General features: G+C 60.8%; 15 protein-coding genes. 12 read left to right on the top strand and 3 right to left on the bottom strand.

From position 1 onward, the window contains the following. Positions 1-12 precede the first annotated feature (12 nt). Positions 13-1,074 carry a LacI family DNA-binding transcriptional regulator gene (locus tag FNZ07_RS02665; protein WP_091008084.1) on the bottom strand — a complete coding sequence of 354 codons (1,062 nt, stop codon included), beginning with the start codon at positions 1,072-1,074 and terminating at the stop codon, positions 13-15. A gap of 291 nt (positions 1,075-1,365) precedes the next feature. On the opposite strand from FNZ07_RS02665, the gene FNZ07_RS02660 reads away from it, so the two are divergent. The 7 genes from FNZ07_RS02660 (at position 1,366) to FNZ07_RS02630 (ending at position 9,346) form a co-directional block, all read left to right on the top strand. Further along, entirely contained in the window at positions 1,366-2,514 is a 1,149-nt protein-coding gene (locus FNZ07_RS02660; protein ID WP_091008081.1) for an ABC transporter ATP-binding protein, read from the top strand. Positions 2,515-2,530: 16 nt separating this feature from the next. Beyond that, the gene (locus FNZ07_RS02655) at positions 2,531-4,477 is read left to right on the top strand and encodes a beta-galactosidase (RefSeq protein WP_091008078.1); all 1,947 of its coding nucleotides are present in this window, start codon (positions 2,531-2,533) and stop codon (positions 4,475-4,477) included. A gap of 45 nt (positions 4,478-4,522) precedes the next feature. After that, a complete protein-coding gene (locus tag FNZ07_RS02650) occupies positions 4,523-5,767 on the top strand; it encodes an ABC transporter substrate-binding protein (protein ID WP_091008073.1) in 1,245 nt (414 codons plus the stop codon). Between the two features lie 54 nt (positions 5,768-5,821). Then, positions 5,822-6,730: a carbohydrate ABC transporter permease gene (locus tag FNZ07_RS02645; protein WP_245811360.1), complete on the top strand. Its 909-nt coding sequence runs from the start codon at positions 5,822-5,824 to the stop codon at positions 6,728-6,730. Positions 6,731-6,741: 11 nt separating this feature from the next. Continuing rightward, complete coding sequence (locus FNZ07_RS02640) at positions 6,742-7,593, top strand: carbohydrate ABC transporter permease (protein WP_091008068.1); 852 nt, start codon at positions 6,742-6,744, stop codon at positions 7,591-7,593. 109 nt (positions 7,594-7,702) lie between these two features. Further along, the gene (locus FNZ07_RS02635) at positions 7,703-8,539 is read left to right on the top strand and encodes an inositol monophosphatase family protein (protein ID WP_091008065.1); all 837 of its coding nucleotides are present in this window, start codon (positions 7,703-7,705) and stop codon (positions 8,537-8,539) included. Between the two features lie 213 nt (positions 8,540-8,752). Continuing rightward, the gene (locus FNZ07_RS02630; protein WP_170275654.1) at positions 8,753-9,346 is read left to right on the top strand and encodes a MarR family winged helix-turn-helix transcriptional regulator; all 594 of its coding nucleotides are present in this window, start codon (positions 8,753-8,755) and stop codon (positions 9,344-9,346) included. 55 nt (positions 9,347-9,401) lie between these two features. Here the strand turns inward: FNZ07_RS02630 and FNZ07_RS02625 are convergent, their stop codons facing one another. Next, positions 9,402-10,319, bottom strand: coding sequence for a LysR substrate-binding domain-containing protein (locus FNZ07_RS02625; RefSeq protein ID WP_091008059.1), 918 nt, complete (start codon positions 10,317-10,319; stop codon positions 9,402-9,404). 192 nt (positions 10,320-10,511) lie between these two features. Here FNZ07_RS02625 and FNZ07_RS02620 point away from each other — a divergent pair, with 192 nt between their 5' ends. Continuing rightward, positions 10,512-11,240 (top strand): isochorismatase family protein, encoded by a 729-nt coding sequence (locus tag FNZ07_RS02620; protein ID WP_091008924.1) that lies wholly within the window; start codon positions 10,512-10,514, stop codon positions 11,238-11,240. A 125-nt stretch (positions 11,241-11,365) separates the two neighbouring features. Then, positions 11,366-12,256, top strand: coding sequence for a pirin family protein (locus tag FNZ07_RS02615; protein ID WP_091008057.1), 891 nt, complete (start codon positions 11,366-11,368; stop codon positions 12,254-12,256). A gap of 56 nt (positions 12,257-12,312) precedes the next feature. Here the strand turns inward: FNZ07_RS02615 and FNZ07_RS02610 are convergent, their stop codons facing one another. Next, complete coding sequence (locus FNZ07_RS02610) at positions 12,313-13,776, bottom strand: aminotransferase-like domain-containing protein (RefSeq protein WP_245811359.1); 1,464 nt, start codon at positions 13,774-13,776, stop codon at positions 12,313-12,315. A 124-nt stretch (positions 13,777-13,900) separates the two neighbouring features. Between FNZ07_RS02610 and FNZ07_RS02605 the strand changes: the two genes are divergently transcribed. The 3 genes from FNZ07_RS02605 (at position 13,901) to FNZ07_RS02595 (ending at position 16,812) form a co-directional block, all read left to right on the top strand. Continuing rightward, a complete protein-coding gene (locus FNZ07_RS02605) occupies positions 13,901-15,094 on the top strand; it encodes a pyridoxal phosphate-dependent aminotransferase (RefSeq protein WP_091008054.1) in 1,194 nt (397 codons plus the stop codon). A gap of 61 nt (positions 15,095-15,155) precedes the next feature. Continuing rightward, positions 15,156-15,884, top strand: coding sequence for a transporter substrate-binding domain-containing protein (locus FNZ07_RS02600; protein ID WP_091008051.1), 729 nt, complete (start codon positions 15,156-15,158; stop codon positions 15,882-15,884). Positions 15,885-15,927: 43 nt separating this feature from the next. Further along, the gene (locus FNZ07_RS02595; protein WP_091008048.1) at positions 15,928-16,812 is read left to right on the top strand and encodes a PhzF family phenazine biosynthesis protein; all 885 of its coding nucleotides are present in this window, start codon (positions 15,928-15,930) and stop codon (positions 16,810-16,812) included. The last annotated feature ends 245 nt before the right edge of the window (positions 16,813-17,057 follow it).

Below are 17,057 nucleotides of genomic sequence, written 5' to 3'. Positions count from 1 at the left end.
GAGCGTCGCGCTTCAGCGCTTCCCGCGCGAACGCTCTGCCGTCTGACGGCGACGTTTTTTCCGCCGCGCCGGGCCTGTCGATGCGCGCACAACCAGTACAGGCACCGGCGCAATCTGCATCGGTGCGTTACCGCCGGCCTTGCCGTCGATCAACGCTTCCAGCAATTCAACCGCGAGCGTCGCAGCAGCTTCAGTCGGCACCGCAACCGTCGACAACCCCGGCCGCGATTCACGTGCCAGCTGAATATCAGTGATGCCGATCACCGAGATGTCTTCAGGAATACGCAGCCCGCGATCGGCAGCGGCATGCATTGCGCCGAGCGCTGGCAGGTCGTTGGTTGCGAAGATTGCGGTGAGGTCCGGGTGTTCGTCGAGCAACTGCACAGCAGCCTGATAACCGCCTTGCACGGAGTCGGTGGTGAAGCGCACTTCGCTATCGGGATGCGCGACGTTCTCTAACTTCAACGTCGCGCAGAAACCCTCATAGCGCGGCGCCTGCACGCCATCTAGTCCGCCGGCGAGAATCGCACCGATCCGCCGATGCCCCAACTCCAGCAGATGATGCGCGGCGAGCGCACCGGCTGCGGCGAAATCGACGGCGATACACGGAATACCGGGCGGCGTTTCCGGCCGTTCCCACAAACACAGCACGACCGGTGTGCCGCGTGCCTGGGTCTTGCGCAGTACTTCGAAATCGACTTTCGCATTCATCACGAGCATGCCTTCGGACAACGTCCCCGCAATCTGATCGAGGTACGCACGCAGCATGACGGGGTCTTCGTTGGTATTGCACACGATCAGGAAGCGTCCGCTGCGTCGCGCTGCGCGCTCGGCGGCGAGCGCGAACTCCGGATAAAACGGATTCGCGATGCTCGAGACCATCAGCGCGAGCGTCGGCGTGCTGCCCTCCGCCAGTGCGCGTGCAGTCAGATGCGGACGATAGTCGAGCGCCGCGACCGCTTCAAGCACACGCTCGCGCGTGGCCGCACCGACCTTGCCGCGCTGACGCAGCACATTCGATACGGTGGCCGGCGTGACGCCGGCGCGTTGCGCGACTTCCATCAGAGTGGTCATCGATGCTTTGGGTCGTGTGAGGATGAATGCGCCGGCGAATCAAGGTCGGCGCAACTGTCGCAAGCATGCGGTCGGGCTGCAAGTTTCGGCAGGGGTGTCCACATTTCGGGATAACTTCCCGGTATTTGCATGATTTCGTGGACCTCGTTAGATTTCGTCCCAAGGTAGCAAGAACATCACGACGGAGACGGCCGGACAGTAGCGATCCAGACACGGATCGTTTTTTCTACGGCACGAGGTTAAGCGCTTAACTTCCATGTGTCTCCGAGGGAAAATACGGAGACGTCGGGCATGGCGAGCATTTCGTTACGATCGGTTCAGAAGGCATATGGCGACCATGCGGCGGTTATTCGCGACGTCGATCTCGAGATCGGCGAGCACGAGTTCTGCGTATTTCTCGGTCCATCGGGTTGCGGCAAGTCGACGCTGCTGCGCATGATCGCCGGCCTCGAAGACATCACCGATGGCGATCTGTTGATCGACGGCAAGCTCGTCAACGATGTGCCCGCCGCGCAGCGCGGTGTGGCGATGGTGTTTCAGAGCTATGCGCTGTTTCCGCACATGACCGTGTACGAGAACATGGCGTTCGGCCTCACGCTCGCGAAGACGCCGAAAGACGTGATCGATCGCAAGGTTCGCGAAGCGGCGCGCGTGCTGCAACTCGAGGCGCTGCTGGAGCGGCGTCCGAAGGCGCTCTCGGGCGGGCAGCGGCAACGCGTGGCGATCGGCCGCGCGATCGTGCGTAGCCCGGGCGTGTTTTTGTTCGACGAGCCGCTGTCCAATCTCGATGCGACGCTGCGTGGCCAGACGCGCGTGGAGATTGCGCGTCTGCATAAGCAGTTCGACAAGGCGAGCGTTGTCTATGTCACGCACGATCAGATCGAAGCGATGACGCTCGCCGACAAGATCGTGCTGCTACATGCGGGCGCCGATACCGCGAAGTACGGCAGCATCGCGCAGATCGGTGCGCCGCTTGAGTTGTATCACCGGCCTAAGAGCCGCTTCGTCGCGGGCTTTATCGGTTCGCCGAGAATGAATTTTCTGCCTGCTCGCGTGGTTTCGTGCGGCGCTGGCAGTGTTCAGATCGCGCTCGACGGAACCGGCGAACGTCTCGACACGCTGCTCGACGGTACCGCGCTGCAGCCAAACCAGAACGTCACGCTCGGCATTCGCCCCGAACATCTCGAACCCGCCGCCGCGCACAACGGCGTTCAGCAGATCCGCCGCACGGTGTCGCTCGTCGAGCGTCTCGGCGAGCACAGCTATCTGCATCTCGATCAACCTGACAGCACGACATCGCATGCGGCGCTGATCGCCAAAGCGCCAGGCGACCACACGCCCGGCAGCGGCGAAACCGTCGCATTCAACGTGCCGCCGGCATCGTGCCATCTGTTTACCGAAGACGGTTTCGCCGTCCCACCGGCGGCTATCAATCACTAGCGTAGGAGCGCACCGTATGCGTCTTGGAGTCTGTTATTACCCGGAGCATTGGCCGGAGACGATGTGGAAGGACGACGCCGCGCGCATGAGAGCGCTCGGTATCGACTACGTGCGGATTGCCGAGTTCGCGTGGAGCCGCATCGAACCGTCGCCGGGCGAGTATCAATGGGACTGGCTCGATCGTGCGGTCGACGTGCTCGGCGATGCCGGCCTGAAGGTTGTCATGTGCACGCCGACGGCGACGCCGCCGAAGTGGCTGATCGATCGTCACCCGGACATCCTGCCGGTCGGTGCGGATGGCCGCGTGCGTGGCTTCGGCTCGCGGCGGCACTACGATTTTTCGTCGCCGTCGTACTTCGAAGCCGCGCGCACGATCTGCAGGGCAGTCGCTACACGCTATGGTCGGCATCCAGCGGTCGCGTTCTGGCAAACCGATAACGAATTCGGTTGTCACCATACGGTGGTCAGTTATTCGCCTGCTGCGGCCGCGCGTTTTCGCAGCTGGCTAAGAGAGCACTACGGCAATATCGATGCGCTCAATACCGCATGGGGCACGGTGTTCTGGAGCATGGAATATCGTAGCTTCGAAGAAATCGATCCGCCCATTGGCACGGTGACCGAAGCGCATCCGTCGCACCGGCTCGACTATCGACGCTTCGCCTCCGACGAAGTCGTGCGTTTTAACCGCATGCAGGTCGACATCATTCGCGCGCACTCACCGGGTCGACCGGTTGCGCATAACTTCATGCAGCTCTTCACCGAGTTCGATCACTACAAGGTCGCGGCCGACCTCGAGATCGCCGCGTGGGACAGCTATCCGCTCGGCGCGCTCGAAGAGCAGTGGTTCGCGCCAGAAATCAAGGCGAAGTGGTTGCGCACCGGGCATCCGGATTTTGCATCGTTCAATCACGACATCTATCGCGGCATGTCGGCACTGCCGTTCTGGGTGATGGAGCAGCAACCGGGACCGGTGAACTGGGCGCAATGGAATCCCGCGCCATTGCCGGGGATGGTGCGGCTGTGGAGCTGGGAAGCGTTTGCGCACGGTGCCGGTTGCGTGTCGTATTTCCGCTGGCGCCAGGCGCCGTTCGCGCAGGAACAGATGCATGCAGGATTGAACACACCGGACAACCGGCTCGACATCGGTGGGCTGGAAGCGTCGACGGTCGCGCAGGAAATCGATGCGGTGCTCAAGGCCGATGGCGTCATGCCGGTCGTCGCGAAGGTCGCACTGATCTGGGATTACGAAGCGAAGTGGCTGTTCGAGATTCATCCGCAGGGCGCGGACTTTCACTATCCACGCTTCGCGTTCGAGTACTACAGCGCGTTGCGTAGCCTCGGGCTCGACGTCGATGTGATTCCATTGAGTGCGCCGCTTGATGGCTACAGCATGATCGTCGTGCCTCCGCTGCCAGTTGTGCCTGCGGGCTTCGCCGCGAGGCTGGCCGCGAGCGGCGCGCAGGTGGTGCTTGGGCCACGCAGCGGATCGAAGACCGAAAGCCTGACGATTCCCGGCACGTTGCCGCCGGGCGCCGATCTCGCGAGCATCATGCCGATTCGCGTGTGGCGCGTCGAATCGATGCGGCCCGGCATTGCGGTGAAGGTCAACGGAGCGGTCACAGGCGATGCGTACCACTGGCGCGATTTTGTGGAAACAGGCGAAGGCGTACAGATCGATGCGCGCTTTGCCGACGGTCATCCGGCCATCGTGCGTCGTGGGTCGATTCGCTATCTGGCGGCACCCTTCGATGAAACGCTGACACGAACGCTACTCGGCGACGTTGCACGTCAGGCAGGGCTGCCTGCGCAGGCGCTGCCGGACGGTGTGCGCATCAGCCGGCGCGGCGCGCTGACCTACGTGTTCAATTACGGCGATGCGCCATACCGGATCGAGGCGCCCGGCAACTTTGTCGTCGGGAAGCAGAAGGTCGAGCCGCAGGGCGTCGCGATCTATCGCAGTTGAAGACAGCAGGCGAAGTACACAACACTCATCCATGAGGAGACGCGCATGAAAACTTCGATTCGCACGGCACTGACCGGCGTTGCGCTGGCCGTTGCATTTGCCGCGACGGGCGCAGCGCAGGCCGGTACGCTCACCGCCAACATCGCCTTCAAGGGCGCAAGCCAGCGCGCAGTCTGGCAGCAGACCTTCGATGCGTTCCACAAGGCGCATCCCGACATCGACGTGAAGGTTTCGTTCGTCGACGAGGAAGCCTACAAGGTGCAGCTGCCGGGCTGGCTCACGACTGCCCCGCCCGATATCATCAACTGGCACAACGGCGAGCGGATGGCGTATTACGCGAAGCGCGGTCTGCTCGAAGACCTCACGCCCGACTGGAACCGCAACAACTGGAATGCGATGTACGCATCGACGAAACAATCGTCGACGTACAACGGCAAGCAGTATTCCGCGCCGACCGTGTACTACGCGTGGGGCATGTTCTATCGCAAGGATCTGTTCCAGAAAGCGGGCATTGCCGGTGAACCGAAGACGTGGCCGGAATTTCTCGACGCCTGCAAGAAGCTGAAGGCCGCGGGCATCGTGCCTGTCGCGGTGGCGGGCCGCGATGCATGGACGCTGGCCGGCTGGTTCGACTATCTTGATCTGCGTATCAACGGTAACGCGTTCCACCAGCAACTGATGGCGGGCGAAGTACCGTACACCGATGCACGCGTGAAGAAGGTGTACACCGCGTGGAAGCAGCTGATCGACGACAAGATATTCATCGACAACTCGCTGTCCTACGATCTCGACGCCGTGCAGCCGTTCCTGTTCCAGGGCAAGGCGGCGATGATGCTGATGGGCACGTTCATTACGGCGGGTTTCCCGGAGAACATCAAGCCGCAGATGGGCTTCTTCCAGTTCCCGATCATCGACAGCAAGGTGCCGACTGCTGAAGACGGCCCGGTGGAGTCGCTGCACATTCCGACGAAGGCGAAGAACAAGGCCGATGCGCACACGTTCCTCGCATTTGCCGAGACGCCTGCGATCAGCGCGCAACTGGCGAAGGGCATGGGTTCGTTGCCGACCAATAGCCAGTCGCCGGAACCGGACGATGCGATTTCGAAAACCGGCTTCCAGATTCTCTCGCAGACGACGGGTGGTATCGCGCAGTTCTACGATCGCGACATGACGAAGGAAATGGCCGACGAAGGCATGAAGGGGATGCAGCAGTTCGTCTCCGATCCGTCGAAGCTCGACGACGTACTCGCGCAGCTCGAAGCGACGCGTAAGCGCATCTACAAGAAGTGACGCGTTATGCGGCTCGCCACATCGGCGAGCCGCATAACCGATGAGGAGAGCACGATGTCCGAAACCCTCCGCGCGCCGGTCGCTCGCGCGAAGCGTCGCAGGAAGCTGTCGGCTACGGCGCGTCAGCAGCGCGTCGCCGCGTTCCTGTTTCTCGCACCGGCCTGTGCGATGGTGGCGATCTACGTGGCGTGGCCGATCCTGTCGAGCATTGCACTCAGCTTTTACAGCTGGGACGGAATGACGGAGAAAACCTTTGTCGGTTTCGCCAACTACGTGGAGCTGTTTCACGCGCCGACGTTCTACACCGCGCTCAAGAACAACCTGCTGTGGCTCGTCATGTTCCTTCTCGCACCGCCGATGGGTCTCGCGGTTGCGCTGTATCTGAACCAGGCGGTCAGTGGCATTCGTGTGGTGAAGTCGCTGTTCTTCGCACCGTTCGTGCTGTCAGGCGTCGTGGTCGGGTTGATGTTCAGCTGGTTCTACGATCCGACGTTTGGTCTTCTCAAACTGATCCTCGGCCACGGCATACCCGTGCTAGGCGATCCGCGTTACGTGAGCTTCGGCATCATCTTCGCCGCGCTGTGGCCGCAAACTGCCTATTGCATGATCCTGTACCTCACCGGGCTGACTACGCTCAACGCGGAGCAGCTCGAAGCGGCGCGGATGGAGGGTGCGAAAGGCTGGGCGATGCTGCGACACGTCGTACTGCCGCAACTGCGGCCGACGACGTTCATGGCGATCGTCGTGACGATCATCGGTGCGTTGCGCAGCTTCGATCTGATCGCTGTGATGAGCGGCGGCGGCCCGTTCGAAAGTTCGACCGTGCTCGCGTATTACATGTACGACCAGGCGATCAAGTACTACCGCATCGGCTATTCCGCCGCGATTGCCGTAGTGCTGTTCGCGATCATGATGGTGTACATCGTCTATCACCTGCGCCGTATGCTGCGCACCGAGTCATAAAGGAGCGCGCGATGTTTCCGACACCGATCGCCAGATGGAAGCCCGTCAACCGGACGCTGTATAAGCTGTCGTTACCTGTTGCGCTTTTCATCTGGCTGCTGCCGCTTCTTGCTGTGATGGTGACGTCGATCCGCTCATCCGACGAGCTTGTCGAGGGTAACTACTGGGGCTGGCCGAAGCACTTCTCGCTGATTGCCAACTACAGCGACGCGTTGACCACGTCGCCGATGCTGCATTACCTCTGGAACAGCGTTCTGATTACGGTGCCGGCGGTGGTGGGTTCGATCGTGCTCGCTTCGATGGCGGGTTTTGCGCTCGCGATCTATTCGTTCCGCGGCAACACGACGCTGTTTGCGACGTTCGTCGCGGGTAATTTCGTGCCGATCCAGATCCTGATGATTCCGGTGCGTAACCTGTCGCTGGAATTGGGTATCTTCAATACGGTTGGCGCGTTGATTCTGTTTCATGTGGCTTTTCAGACCGGCTTTTGCGCGCTGTTTCTACGTAATTTCATCAAGCAACTGCCGTTCGAACTGGTCGAGGCGGCGCGCATCGAAGGTGCGAACGAATGGACGGTGTTCTTTCGCATCGTATTGCCGCTGATCCGGCCCGCGCTTGCGGCGCTCGCGATTCTCGTGTTTACCTTCGTGTGGAACGACTACTTCTGGGCACTGTGTCTGACGACCGGTGACGATGCAGCACCGATTACGGTCGGCGTGGCCGCGCTCAAGGGGCAGTGGGTGACTGCGTGGAATCTGGTGTCGGCTGGGTCGATACTCGCAGCGCTACCGTCAGTGATGATGTTCTTTGCGATGCAGCGGCATTTCGTGGCTGGGCTGACGTTTGGGGCGACGAAGGGGTAGTGCGTGCGTTGGTGGCGGACGGTGGCGACAGGTGAGAGTAGGGGATAGTATGCTCGTCACTCAGTCGGATTTTTCGCCTGACTGCGCAACCCCATACGGATAGCAGACCATGAAGCTTTCGTCCAAGGACGCTGTCACCATTGCCGGAATGCTTGCCGATGTCGCACAGCGCGAAGTGATGCCGCGGTTCCGGAAAGTTCGTGAACTCGAAGTGCGCGAGAAGACATCGAGTTTCGATGTGGTGACCGATGCAGACCTCGCAGCGGAGCGCGCGATATCGGAGTCCCTTAGTCGCCTCTTTCCAGGCGCCGCGATTATCGGTGAAGAAAAGGCTGCGCGCGATGCGACCGTACTCGAAGGGCTTGCATCAGCGGAACTCGCTTTTATTGTCGATCCCATCGACGGTACGAAGAACTTCGTGTCGGGGCTGCCGCTATTCGGCATCATGGTCGCGGCGACCATCCGCGGAGAGATCGCACTCGCTGCGATTCATGATCCCGTCTGCGGCGACACAGCACTGGCAGTGCGCGGCGAAGGTGCGTGGCTTGAAGGCGATGGCCACACTCGCATCGAACTCCGCGTTGCACCTGCAGTACCCGTGTCGGAGATGAACGCAATCATCGGCACCAACTTCCTTCCCGAACCGCTGCGAACCACGGTCAACGGCAACCTCTCCAGACTAGGGATGAGTTCCTGGCTTCGATGCGCCGCGCACGAGTACAGAATGGTCGCCGCGGGACACTGCCATCTACTCTTCTATAACAAGCTGATGCCTTGGGACCACGCTGCCGGCTGGTTGCTTCATCGTGAAGCAGGCGGCTATAGCGCGCATTTCGACGGGAGCGCCTATCGGCCCGATCACCTGACAGGCGGGTTGATCTGCGCGCCCGACAAGGACAGCTGGGAGCAGGCGCGACAGACTCTGTTTCAGCCGTGTGAGATCTGATTCATCGCGTCAGCCCGCTTAAGCCGACCACCGCTCGGTGGACGCGCATGAGGGCGCCCTCTCTCATTAGCCACGATCGATCGAGTAGCGCCGATCCCTCCGCGCACAGCCCGTGAGTACTAGATGGGTAGGTGCATTCAACGGGCGTCATAGATGGGAATATCTGCGAAAATCCACGCAGACCGGTTTCATCGCATATCGAAGAGGGTCAATATGCGAACCGCATCCAGTGCCTTCACACTGCAGGCTGCGGCAGTGAACCTGATTGGGCGGAACCGATGGCGCCGTCGCAACGATTTGTCGGAGATAGGTGCAAGCATGAAAGGAAGGGCAATCAGCATTGCAGTCAAACTCGAACCGCTATTCGGGTTGGTCGCTTCGCGGGTGTTTCACCACGCGTCGACGATGTTGAGTGGTGAAGTGACCTTCGCGCGGGTGATATCCCTGTTCCACCTCCATCGTCACGATACGCAAACCATTGCGGAAATTGCCGGTGTAACTGGTTTGAGTCAGGCCGCGGCGAGTCGTATGGTCGATGGGTTATACCGTGAGGGAGTGGTGGATCGTCGGGAGTCGGCGGAGGATCGCAGACAGAAGTGTGTCGAACTCACACCCGATGGCTTGAAAAGGATCGAGGCCATGCGCCAGGTCACGACCGACGCATATGCCGAACTAATAGCGCAGGTGCCTCGGGAGCTACGCATCAGGTTCCATGAAATCCTGATCGAACTCGAACCGTATTTGATTCCTTCTGAACCAGGACACGAAGGTCGTCAGCCCAGGTCCCGGGCGCCTCAGCAACGCTGAGGGCTGCTCCGGAATACGAGCGCCACATCTCGTAAGAGCCAGTGCCGCTTCGACACTACCCCAGCAACGGCGGCAACTCCTCCTTCAGAAAATCGACGAACGCGCGCACCGCCGGCATCATTCCGCGGCGCGTCGGAAACAGCGCGGCAAGTCGTCCCTCTCGTGAGCGAAACTCCGGCAACACCACGCACAGGGTCCCGGTTTCGAGCTCGCGCGCGCAGGCATAGAGCGGCAGGCTTGCGATGCCCATTCCTGCGAGCGCCGCTTCCCGCAATGCCGCGAGATTGTCGCTCTGCAGTCGCGGTTGAATCGTTCGCACGAGCGCCTCGCCGTGTGCATCGATCAGGCGCAGTGTGGTCACCGGTTTGTTGATCGATTCGTAGATCAGCAGATCCCCCTGAGGCAGCGCGTCCGGCTCATCGATCATCCCGGTACCTGCGAGGTACACAGGGCTCGCCACGAGCCCCCAACGCGCCGTACCGAGCGGCGCCTGAACCAGGCTCGAAAGCTCCACGTCGAAACTCAACCCGCGCACCACCACATCGATGTGTTCTTCGACGAGATCGACCTGCCGGTTGCTTGCCTCGATCGCGAGCCGCACCTTCGGGTAACGCAGCATGAAGCGGGGCAGCAGTCTGGCCAGCAGGACGTCGGTGATCGCCACCGACATGCTGACGCGCACTAGCCCCGCCGGCTCGGCTGTCCGGCGCCGGACTGCTTCTTCGCCGGCTTGCGCTTCCGCAATCATGGCCCGGCAGTGCGCGTACAGCTCTTCGCCCGCATCGGTCAGGCTCAGTCTGCGCGAGGTTCGCTGCAACAGTCGAACGCCGAGACTCGCTTCGAGATGCGTGACGCGCCGGGAGATGTGGGATTTGCTGATGCCGAGCGCCTCGCCCGCAGCGGTAAACCCGCGCTGCTCGATGACCTGAGCAAACAGGTAGAGGTCGTTCAGATCGAGAGAGGTGGAGTTCATTCGACGTCCAGGTCGCCTTGGGAGAATCCATTCTATCGTTTCCTGTGAGCAACGATAGGTTGATAAATACCCTATTTATCGCCAATCGTTGCCTCCATATGATTCATCTCAACCGGAACAGATACGAACCGGACAGTCCGGCAAAGCGTCGATACGCCGATGCCGCATCCAAATGTCACTGGTACAAACATCATGAAACTCTCCAATCTTCTGAAAGCTGTCGTTCTTCCCCTGGCTATCGTTGCCACCTCCGCTGCCACGGTTCAGACCGCCAGCGCGGCGCCCGCGACGAGCGCGGTTGCACCTTCGGGCGCGCCGTACTCGCTGCTGTCGCGTGACAACACCGTGCTGGTGCTGGTCGATCATCAGATCGGTCTCTTCACCGGCGTGCGCGACATCGATGTCGGCGAACTCAAGCACAACGTGGTGGCGCTCGCCAAGGCCGCGAAGACGCTCGGCATCCCGATCATCGTCACGGCGACGGTGCCCGACGGCATGTGGGGTCCGACGATCCCCGAGTTGACCGCTGCGCTTCCTGGCGTCCCGGTGATCGCCCGGACCTCGATCAACGCCTGGGACGATCCGAACGTCCGCGCCGCCATCGAGAAGACGGGTCGCAAACAGGTGTTGATCGCCGGTGTTTCGCTGGAAGTTTGTGCCACGTTCCCGGCGCTGTCGCTGAAGGCCGCCGGCTACGATCCGCGTGTCGTGCTCGACGCGTCCGGTACGTTCAGCGATGCCAAGCGCACGGTTGGATTGCAACGCCTCGCGGGTGCCGGCATTCCGGTGACCGACTACGCGACGGCCGGCGTGGAAATGCTCCACGGCAACGACGATCCGAAAGCCCAGCAGGTGTACGCCGATCTCGACATGCCGTTCGCCAACCTGGTGTGGCAATTCAAGAACGTCAAGGCCAAGTGATTTCGATGCAATGACCCGATTCGGCGAGGACCCGCAGCGTCTTCGTCCGGACAACCTCGAAGCCGTCCGCGCCCACGTGCCCGGACGGTTTCGGGCTTAACGCTACAGTGAGAAGGAGTATCGCCATGGACAAGTTCGTGCGTGTGTCGCCTGTCGTCGCCGGTCACGATATGACCATCTGCACGGCTTTTTGCGCAAAGCACTTCAGTGAGGAATCGTTTGGCGGCCTGGTGGACCCCGTTGTCATGCTCGATCATTTCCACATGACGCGTCCAACCTTTGCGGTGCATCCGCATGCGGGCATTTCGGCGGTGACCTACGTGTTCGAGGACGCGACCGGGCCGCATGTCAATTACGATTCGCTCGGCAATCAAGGCCCGATCAATCCGGGGGCGTTGCACTGGTTTGCGGCCGGGCGCGGCGCGGTCCACACCGAGCAGCCCGAGGGCGACGAGCAGCACGTCCACGCGCTGCAGATCTTCGTGAATCTGCCGGCCAGCAAGAAATTCGACGCACCTTATGCCGTGCATGTGGAACCGCACGAGATCCCCGAGATCGAGACTCCCGGCGTTCGCGTGCGTGTGGTTTCCGGTAGTAGCAACGGCGTGAGCGCCGACCACACGTTGCGGTTACCTGAACCGTTTACTCTGCTGGATGCTTTCCTCTCGCGTTCGTCTGCATTCCGCCACGAGTTATTGCGTGGATGGAGTGCGATGATCTACGCCGTTTCGGGCGCGTTGCAGATCGAGGTTGGGGGCGAGGCGCGGCAACTGAAGGCGGGAGAAGCCATTGGCGTGGCTCTGGATGAAGACGCTGCACAGAGCACTGCGGCCATTCAGTTTGCTTCTACTGAGGGCAGCCACTTCGTGGTGCTCTCCGGTCCGACGCTGGATGAACCGATTGCGAAGCACGGTCCGTTTGTCATGAATACGCGCGAGCAACTCGAAGACCGCGTCAGGGCGTTTCAGAACGGTGAATTTGGACAGGTCGCGATGGCGCAGTCTGCAAGGCCGTGATCTTCCCTTGTCCCGATGCTCCGGTGTGCGTGATCGGGTGGTGCTGTCGGACACGCTCAATGCGCAAGCCGGGCACGGGCGAGTCGTCCCAGCTTGCGGACGCCGCTTTCGATGCGCTCGCTCCATTCATATCCGGCGCTCAGGCGCAGACAGTTCCGGAAGCGCCGACCGGCGGAAAAGACATCGCCAGGGGCAAAGCAGATGCCTTGCTCGAGCGCTTCGTCGAAAAGCGCGCGTGAATCGAATCGCTTTGGCAGTTCGAGCCAGAGCACAAAACCGCCGGCTGGCCGACTCACTTTCGTATCGTCGGGAAAGCTCGCTTCGATCGTGCATGTCATGCGCGAAAGGTTCTCTTCGAAGGCTGGACGGATACGCCGCAAATGCGCATCGTAAGCACCGCTCGCGAGGAAGTCCGCCAGCGCGACCTGCGGCAACATAGGACCACACAGACTAAACGCGAGTTTGCGTTCCATGACCTGCTGCGTGTAGGCGCCCGCCGCGATCCAGCCGATCCGGTATCCGGGCGCAAGGCTCTTCGAGAACGAACTGCAGTAGATCGTATTGGCGCCACCGTCGAGCGCGATAAACGGTTTTGGCCGCTCGCGAGCGAAGTGGATATCGCCGTAGACATCGTCTTCGATCAATGGCACGGCATGTCGTGCGAGTAGTGCAAGGAGCGCGCGCTTGTCGGCTTCGGCCATTATCGAGCCAAGCGGATTGTTGAAATTCGACGAGAGCAGGCAAGCTGCTACCGTTTCCGTCTCCAGCAGGCGAGCGAGTGCCACGATATCGACGCCGCGCACGGCATCAGTGGGCAATTCGAATGCCTTCAGGCCCAGCATTTCCAGCGTATGCAAAAATCCGAAGTAGGTGGGCGATTCGACCGCGATCGTATCGCCGCGTTGCGCAACCGTAGACAGCGCGAGCACCAGTGCTTCGGTGCAACCGTTGGTGACGAGCACATCGTCGGGAGAGAGCGCGTGTCCGAAGCGCATCGCGCGCTTCGCGATTTCCTGGCGCAGATGCGGCTCGCCGTGTGGTGGGCAATAAACGTTGTAGCGCGCGCCGTGCTGTCGCGCAGCCCGCGCGAGCGCGAGATCGAGCCGCTTCGATTGCAATAATGCCCCGTCGGGTACCGAACAGCCTAGCGGAACGAGCCTGGAATTCGAGGCGTGTTCGAGCAGTGTCGCGACCGCTCCGCTGATCGATACGGTCGAGGCCTTGGTGCGCGGGCGCGATGTAGACGGCAATGCGAGCGTGCCACGGTGCTTCGCGGCGACGTAAAAGCCGGACTGCGGCCGCGCGACGAGGACGCCGCGATCTTCGAGCAGACGGTACGCCTGCAGCGCCGTGGCGATGCTGATGCGATGTTCCTCGCTGACTGCCCGCACCGAGGGTAGCCGCATGCCTGGCTCGAGCGCGCCATTCTCGATCATGCCGACGATGAGCTCGGCCAGTTGTTCGTAGAGGTACGAAGCGTGCGTGTCCACGGTAGCGCCCGTCACGGAAGAATGCGCCATTATCGAGCCGCAAATCGGCAATCGGCAAGCAAAACTGTGCTGGTTCAATCAGTTGAAAACTGTGACTGTTATGGTCGGTCCATGAAGGCTACGATGGCTGGGTTCCAACGCCGAGACTTTCCAGATGAATTCCGACGCACAACAAACACGTGGCTTGAACGGATCGGACGCCCATGCGTGGCGCGGAAGATTTCCGTACAACGAGATCATTTCGCTGCTCGATGTGAATCGACCGTTCAACCTCGCCGAGAGCACATCGCAGGATCTGACGGTTGGCGAGTTGATGGATCTCGCGGGGCTGGAGCGCATTCGCGATCTGAAGCTCGGCTACGGTACATCCGCCGGCGGGATCGCGCTTCGCACGGCCATTGCAGATGCCTGCAAGGTGCCCGCCGAGCAGATCGTCACGACGCAAGGTACCGCGCTCGGACTCTTTCTTCTCGCGTTCGAGGTATGCCGCGCCGGCGACGAAGCGGTTCTCGCGACACCGTGTTTTCCGCCGAGCCGCGACAGCCTGCTCGGTGTCGGCGTCGAGGTTCGCGAAGTGACGCTTTCGTTTGAGAACGGCTATCGGCTGGATCTGGAGCAGATCGAGGCGAAGCTATCGCCGAAGACGCGCCTCGTGAGCATTGCTTCGCCGCAAAACCCAAGCGGCGTGCAGACATCGCGCGCGGAGATCGAGAAGCTGCTGGTGCTGATGGAAAAGCGCTCGCCGCAGGCGATACTTTTTGTCGACGAGACTTATCGGGAAGCCAGCTATGGCGACAAGGCCGTGATCGAGAGTTTTGCGGGACTCGACCCGCGCATCGTCACCGGTGGGTCGGTATCGAAGGCGCTCGGTGCGCCGGGTTTGCGGACCGGCTGGCTCACGGTGGCGGACGATGACTTGCGTGCACGTCTCGTTGTCGCGAAGATGAATACTGTCATCTCGGGTTCGGTGCTCGATGAGGCGCTGGCCACGGTCCTGTTGCGCAATAAGGAGGACGTGCTCGCGCCGCGCCGACGGTTGCTCGCCGCTGCACTCGATGAACTGGCGACCTGGTGCGAAAGCGAACGCGCTCGCGTCGAGTGGGTGCGGCCCGATGCGGGTGCGTTGTGTTGCGTGCGCCTGCGCTCCGACGCGTTCGACGATGCGGCGGTTTCGCGCTTCTGGGATCTGTTGCCGCAACACGATCTGCAACTGGCGTCCGGTGCGTGGTTTGGTGAAAGCAGTCGCGTGTTTCGGCTGGGCTTCGGGTATCTGCCACTCGAACGTCTTGCGCCTGCGTTGTCGGCGATTTCGGTTGTCATGAACGCCGCTACCTCGTATCGGTCGTGAAGACTCGAGATTAAGTGGCCGGTGGCTAGAACGTCGACCTCTAAACACATGGAGTAAAAGCATGAAAGTACGAATCGCCTATATCGAGGAACCGCCGTTCTACTGGACCGGTGAAGATCGCACCCCGACGGGCTCCGACATCGAACTCGCGGAAGTGGTACTTCGGGCGATCGGTGCATCGTCTATCGAATATGAACTGACCACGTTTCCGGAGTTACTACCGGGTGTACAGGCAGGCCGCTGGGATATGAACGTGCCGATTTTCGCAACGGCCGAACGCGCAAAGGACGTGGCGTTCAGCGTACCGGTCTGGAAGCTTGGCGATGGCTTCGTGGTGCATCGGGGCAATCCGAAAGCACTGACGAGCTACGAGAACGTAGCGGCTCGCAGCGACGCACGGCTTGGGGTCATTCCTGGTCAGGTGCAGTTCGACGCCGCAAAGTCGGCTGGTGTGAGCGATAGCCAGATCGTCGCGTTCAAGAATCAGGCTGAAGCGGTCGCCGCATTGCTGGCGGGAAAAATCGATGTATTCGCAGCCACCGCGGTAGGCAACCATGCGATTGTCGATGCCAGTCCGGAACTGGAGGCAGTCGCTCACGAAAGTAGCCGGGACGGCAAATCGCCTGTCGGTGCGTTCTCGTTCAGCAGGAGCAATCAGAGCCTTTTGCAGGCGGTCAATACACAGCTTCGCGAGTATCTGGGTTCGGCCGATCATCGCGCGCGGATGGCGAAGTATGGAATCACGCACACCGAGATCGATGGCGTAGTAGCGGGTAAGGACGCGAAGTAGTCCGCTTCGCGGGAAGACGGGAATATTCAGAACGGAGGCCACGATGCAGCGTTCCTACAAGGTAGTCGATGTCTTTACGTCTCGACCGCTTCTGGGTAATCCAGTAGCCGTGATACTGGACGCAGACGATTTAAGCACCGACGCGATGCAGGCAGTTGCGCGCTGGACGAATCTTTCCGAAACGACTTTTGTTCTTTCGCCCACGATAGCCGGGGCCGATTACCGCCTGCGAATTTTCACGCCACGAAACGAGCTTCCGTTTGCCGGACATCCGACACTTGGCAGTGCCCATGCCATTCTTGAGACCGGACGCGTGTTGCCTCGTGCAGACGGTCGGTTGATTCAGCAATGCGAGATCGGCCTTGTCGAATTGACTGTCGAAGGGCAAGGCGACAGTCGCGAACTGACGTTTAACCTGCCGCCTGCGAAGATGACATCGCTGCACGCCGCCGATATCGCGGATCTGGAGCGCGTCCTTAGTCGCAACGTGACTGCGAGGACCGTACCCGCCATCGTGAATGTTGGGCCCAAATGGGTTATTGCGCAGTTGAACGATGCCGCTTCTGTCATCGATCTGCGGCCCGATCTTGCCCGGCTCGCCGAGTTCGAACGGCGCCTCGGCGTTACGGGTTTGACCGTGTTTGGCGCGCACGTGCATGGAGATGCAGCCATAGAAGTACGGACTTTTGCACCGTCCTGCGGAGTCGAAGAGGATCCCGTGTGTGGAAGCGGCAACGGTAGCGTGGCTGTCTTTCAGTGGGAACGTGGCCTGTTGCCGCGCGATGGAGCGGACTACGTGGCTGCGCAAGGGCGCTGTGTCGGTCGGGATGGGCGAGTGGAGGTGAGTGTGGATGCGGAGGGCAAGGTGCGCATCGGTGGTGCTTGTGTCACGTGTGTGGACGGCTCGCTTGCGCTTGCGGACGTTTGATAAATACCTATAGCCACTTCGCTTAAGTCGAGTGCAGCGATTACACCGCGCTGACATTGATTCATCAAGCATTTCTGCTTCAAACCGACATCCTCAAATTTCCTCTCCTTGAATTGGAATCGGTGTGCACGTCGCCTATGCTCAGTCCGGCGTGCCATTCGATGACCGAAGCAAAAGAAATTCCATTTACATCGTTATTCCAGATGGATCGTGTATCGGTCGTTACCCGTGCAGAACAACAACTC

The sequence above is a fragment of the Paraburkholderia megapolitana genome (genome assembly GCF_007556815.1).
GTDB lineage: Bacteria > Pseudomonadota > Gammaproteobacteria > Burkholderiales > Burkholderiaceae > Paraburkholderia > Paraburkholderia megapolitana.
The sequence above is the reverse complement of the archived record's forward strand: the minus strand, read 5'-3'. Positions and strand labels throughout refer to the sequence as shown.

Bases quoted from the DNA above. Each gene is read 5' to 3' on its own strand.
- FNZ07_RS02650 (WP_091008073.1), top strand. From the start codon at position 4,523: ATGAAAACTTCGATTCGCACGGCACTGACCGGCGTTGCGCTGGCCGTT.
- FNZ07_RS02605 (WP_091008054.1), top strand. From the start codon at position 13,901: ATGAATTCCGACGCACAACAAACACGTGGCTTGAACGGATCGGACGCC.
- FNZ07_RS02600 (WP_091008051.1), top strand. From the start codon at position 15,156: ATGAAAGTACGAATCGCCTATATCGAGGAACCGCCGTTCTACTGGACC.
- FNZ07_RS02660 (WP_091008081.1), top strand. From the start codon at position 1,366: ATGGCGAGCATTTCGTTACGATCGGTTCAGAAGGCATATGGCGACCAT.
- FNZ07_RS02635 (WP_091008065.1), top strand. From the start codon at position 7,703: ATGAAGCTTTCGTCCAAGGACGCTGTCACCATTGCCGGAATGCTTGCC.
- FNZ07_RS02610 (WP_245811359.1), bottom strand. From the start codon at position 13,776: ATGGCGCATTCTTCCGTGACGGGCGCTACCGTGGACACGCACGCTTCG.
- FNZ07_RS02665 (WP_091008084.1), bottom strand. From the start codon at position 1,074: ATGACCACTCTGATGGAAGTCGCGCAACGCGCCGGCGTCACGCCGGCC.
- FNZ07_RS02645 (WP_245811360.1), top strand. From the start codon at position 5,822: ATGTCCGAAACCCTCCGCGCGCCGGTCGCTCGCGCGAAGCGTCGCAGG.
- FNZ07_RS02630 (WP_170275654.1), top strand. From the start codon at position 8,753: ATGCGAACCGCATCCAGTGCCTTCACACTGCAGGCTGCGGCAGTGAAC.
- FNZ07_RS02625 (WP_091008059.1), bottom strand. From the start codon at position 10,319: ATGAACTCCACCTCTCTCGATCTGAACGACCTCTACCTGTTTGCTCAG.
- FNZ07_RS02620 (WP_091008924.1), top strand. From the start codon at position 10,512: ATGAAACTCTCCAATCTTCTGAAAGCTGTCGTTCTTCCCCTGGCTATC.
- FNZ07_RS02615 (WP_091008057.1), top strand. From the start codon at position 11,366: ATGGACAAGTTCGTGCGTGTGTCGCCTGTCGTCGCCGGTCACGATATG.
- FNZ07_RS02640 (WP_091008068.1), top strand. From the start codon at position 6,742: ATGTTTCCGACACCGATCGCCAGATGGAAGCCCGTCAACCGGACGCTG.
- FNZ07_RS02595 (WP_091008048.1), top strand. From the start codon at position 15,928: ATGCAGCGTTCCTACAAGGTAGTCGATGTCTTTACGTCTCGACCGCTT.
- FNZ07_RS02655 (WP_091008078.1), top strand. From the start codon at position 2,531: ATGCGTCTTGGAGTCTGTTATTACCCGGAGCATTGGCCGGAGACGATG.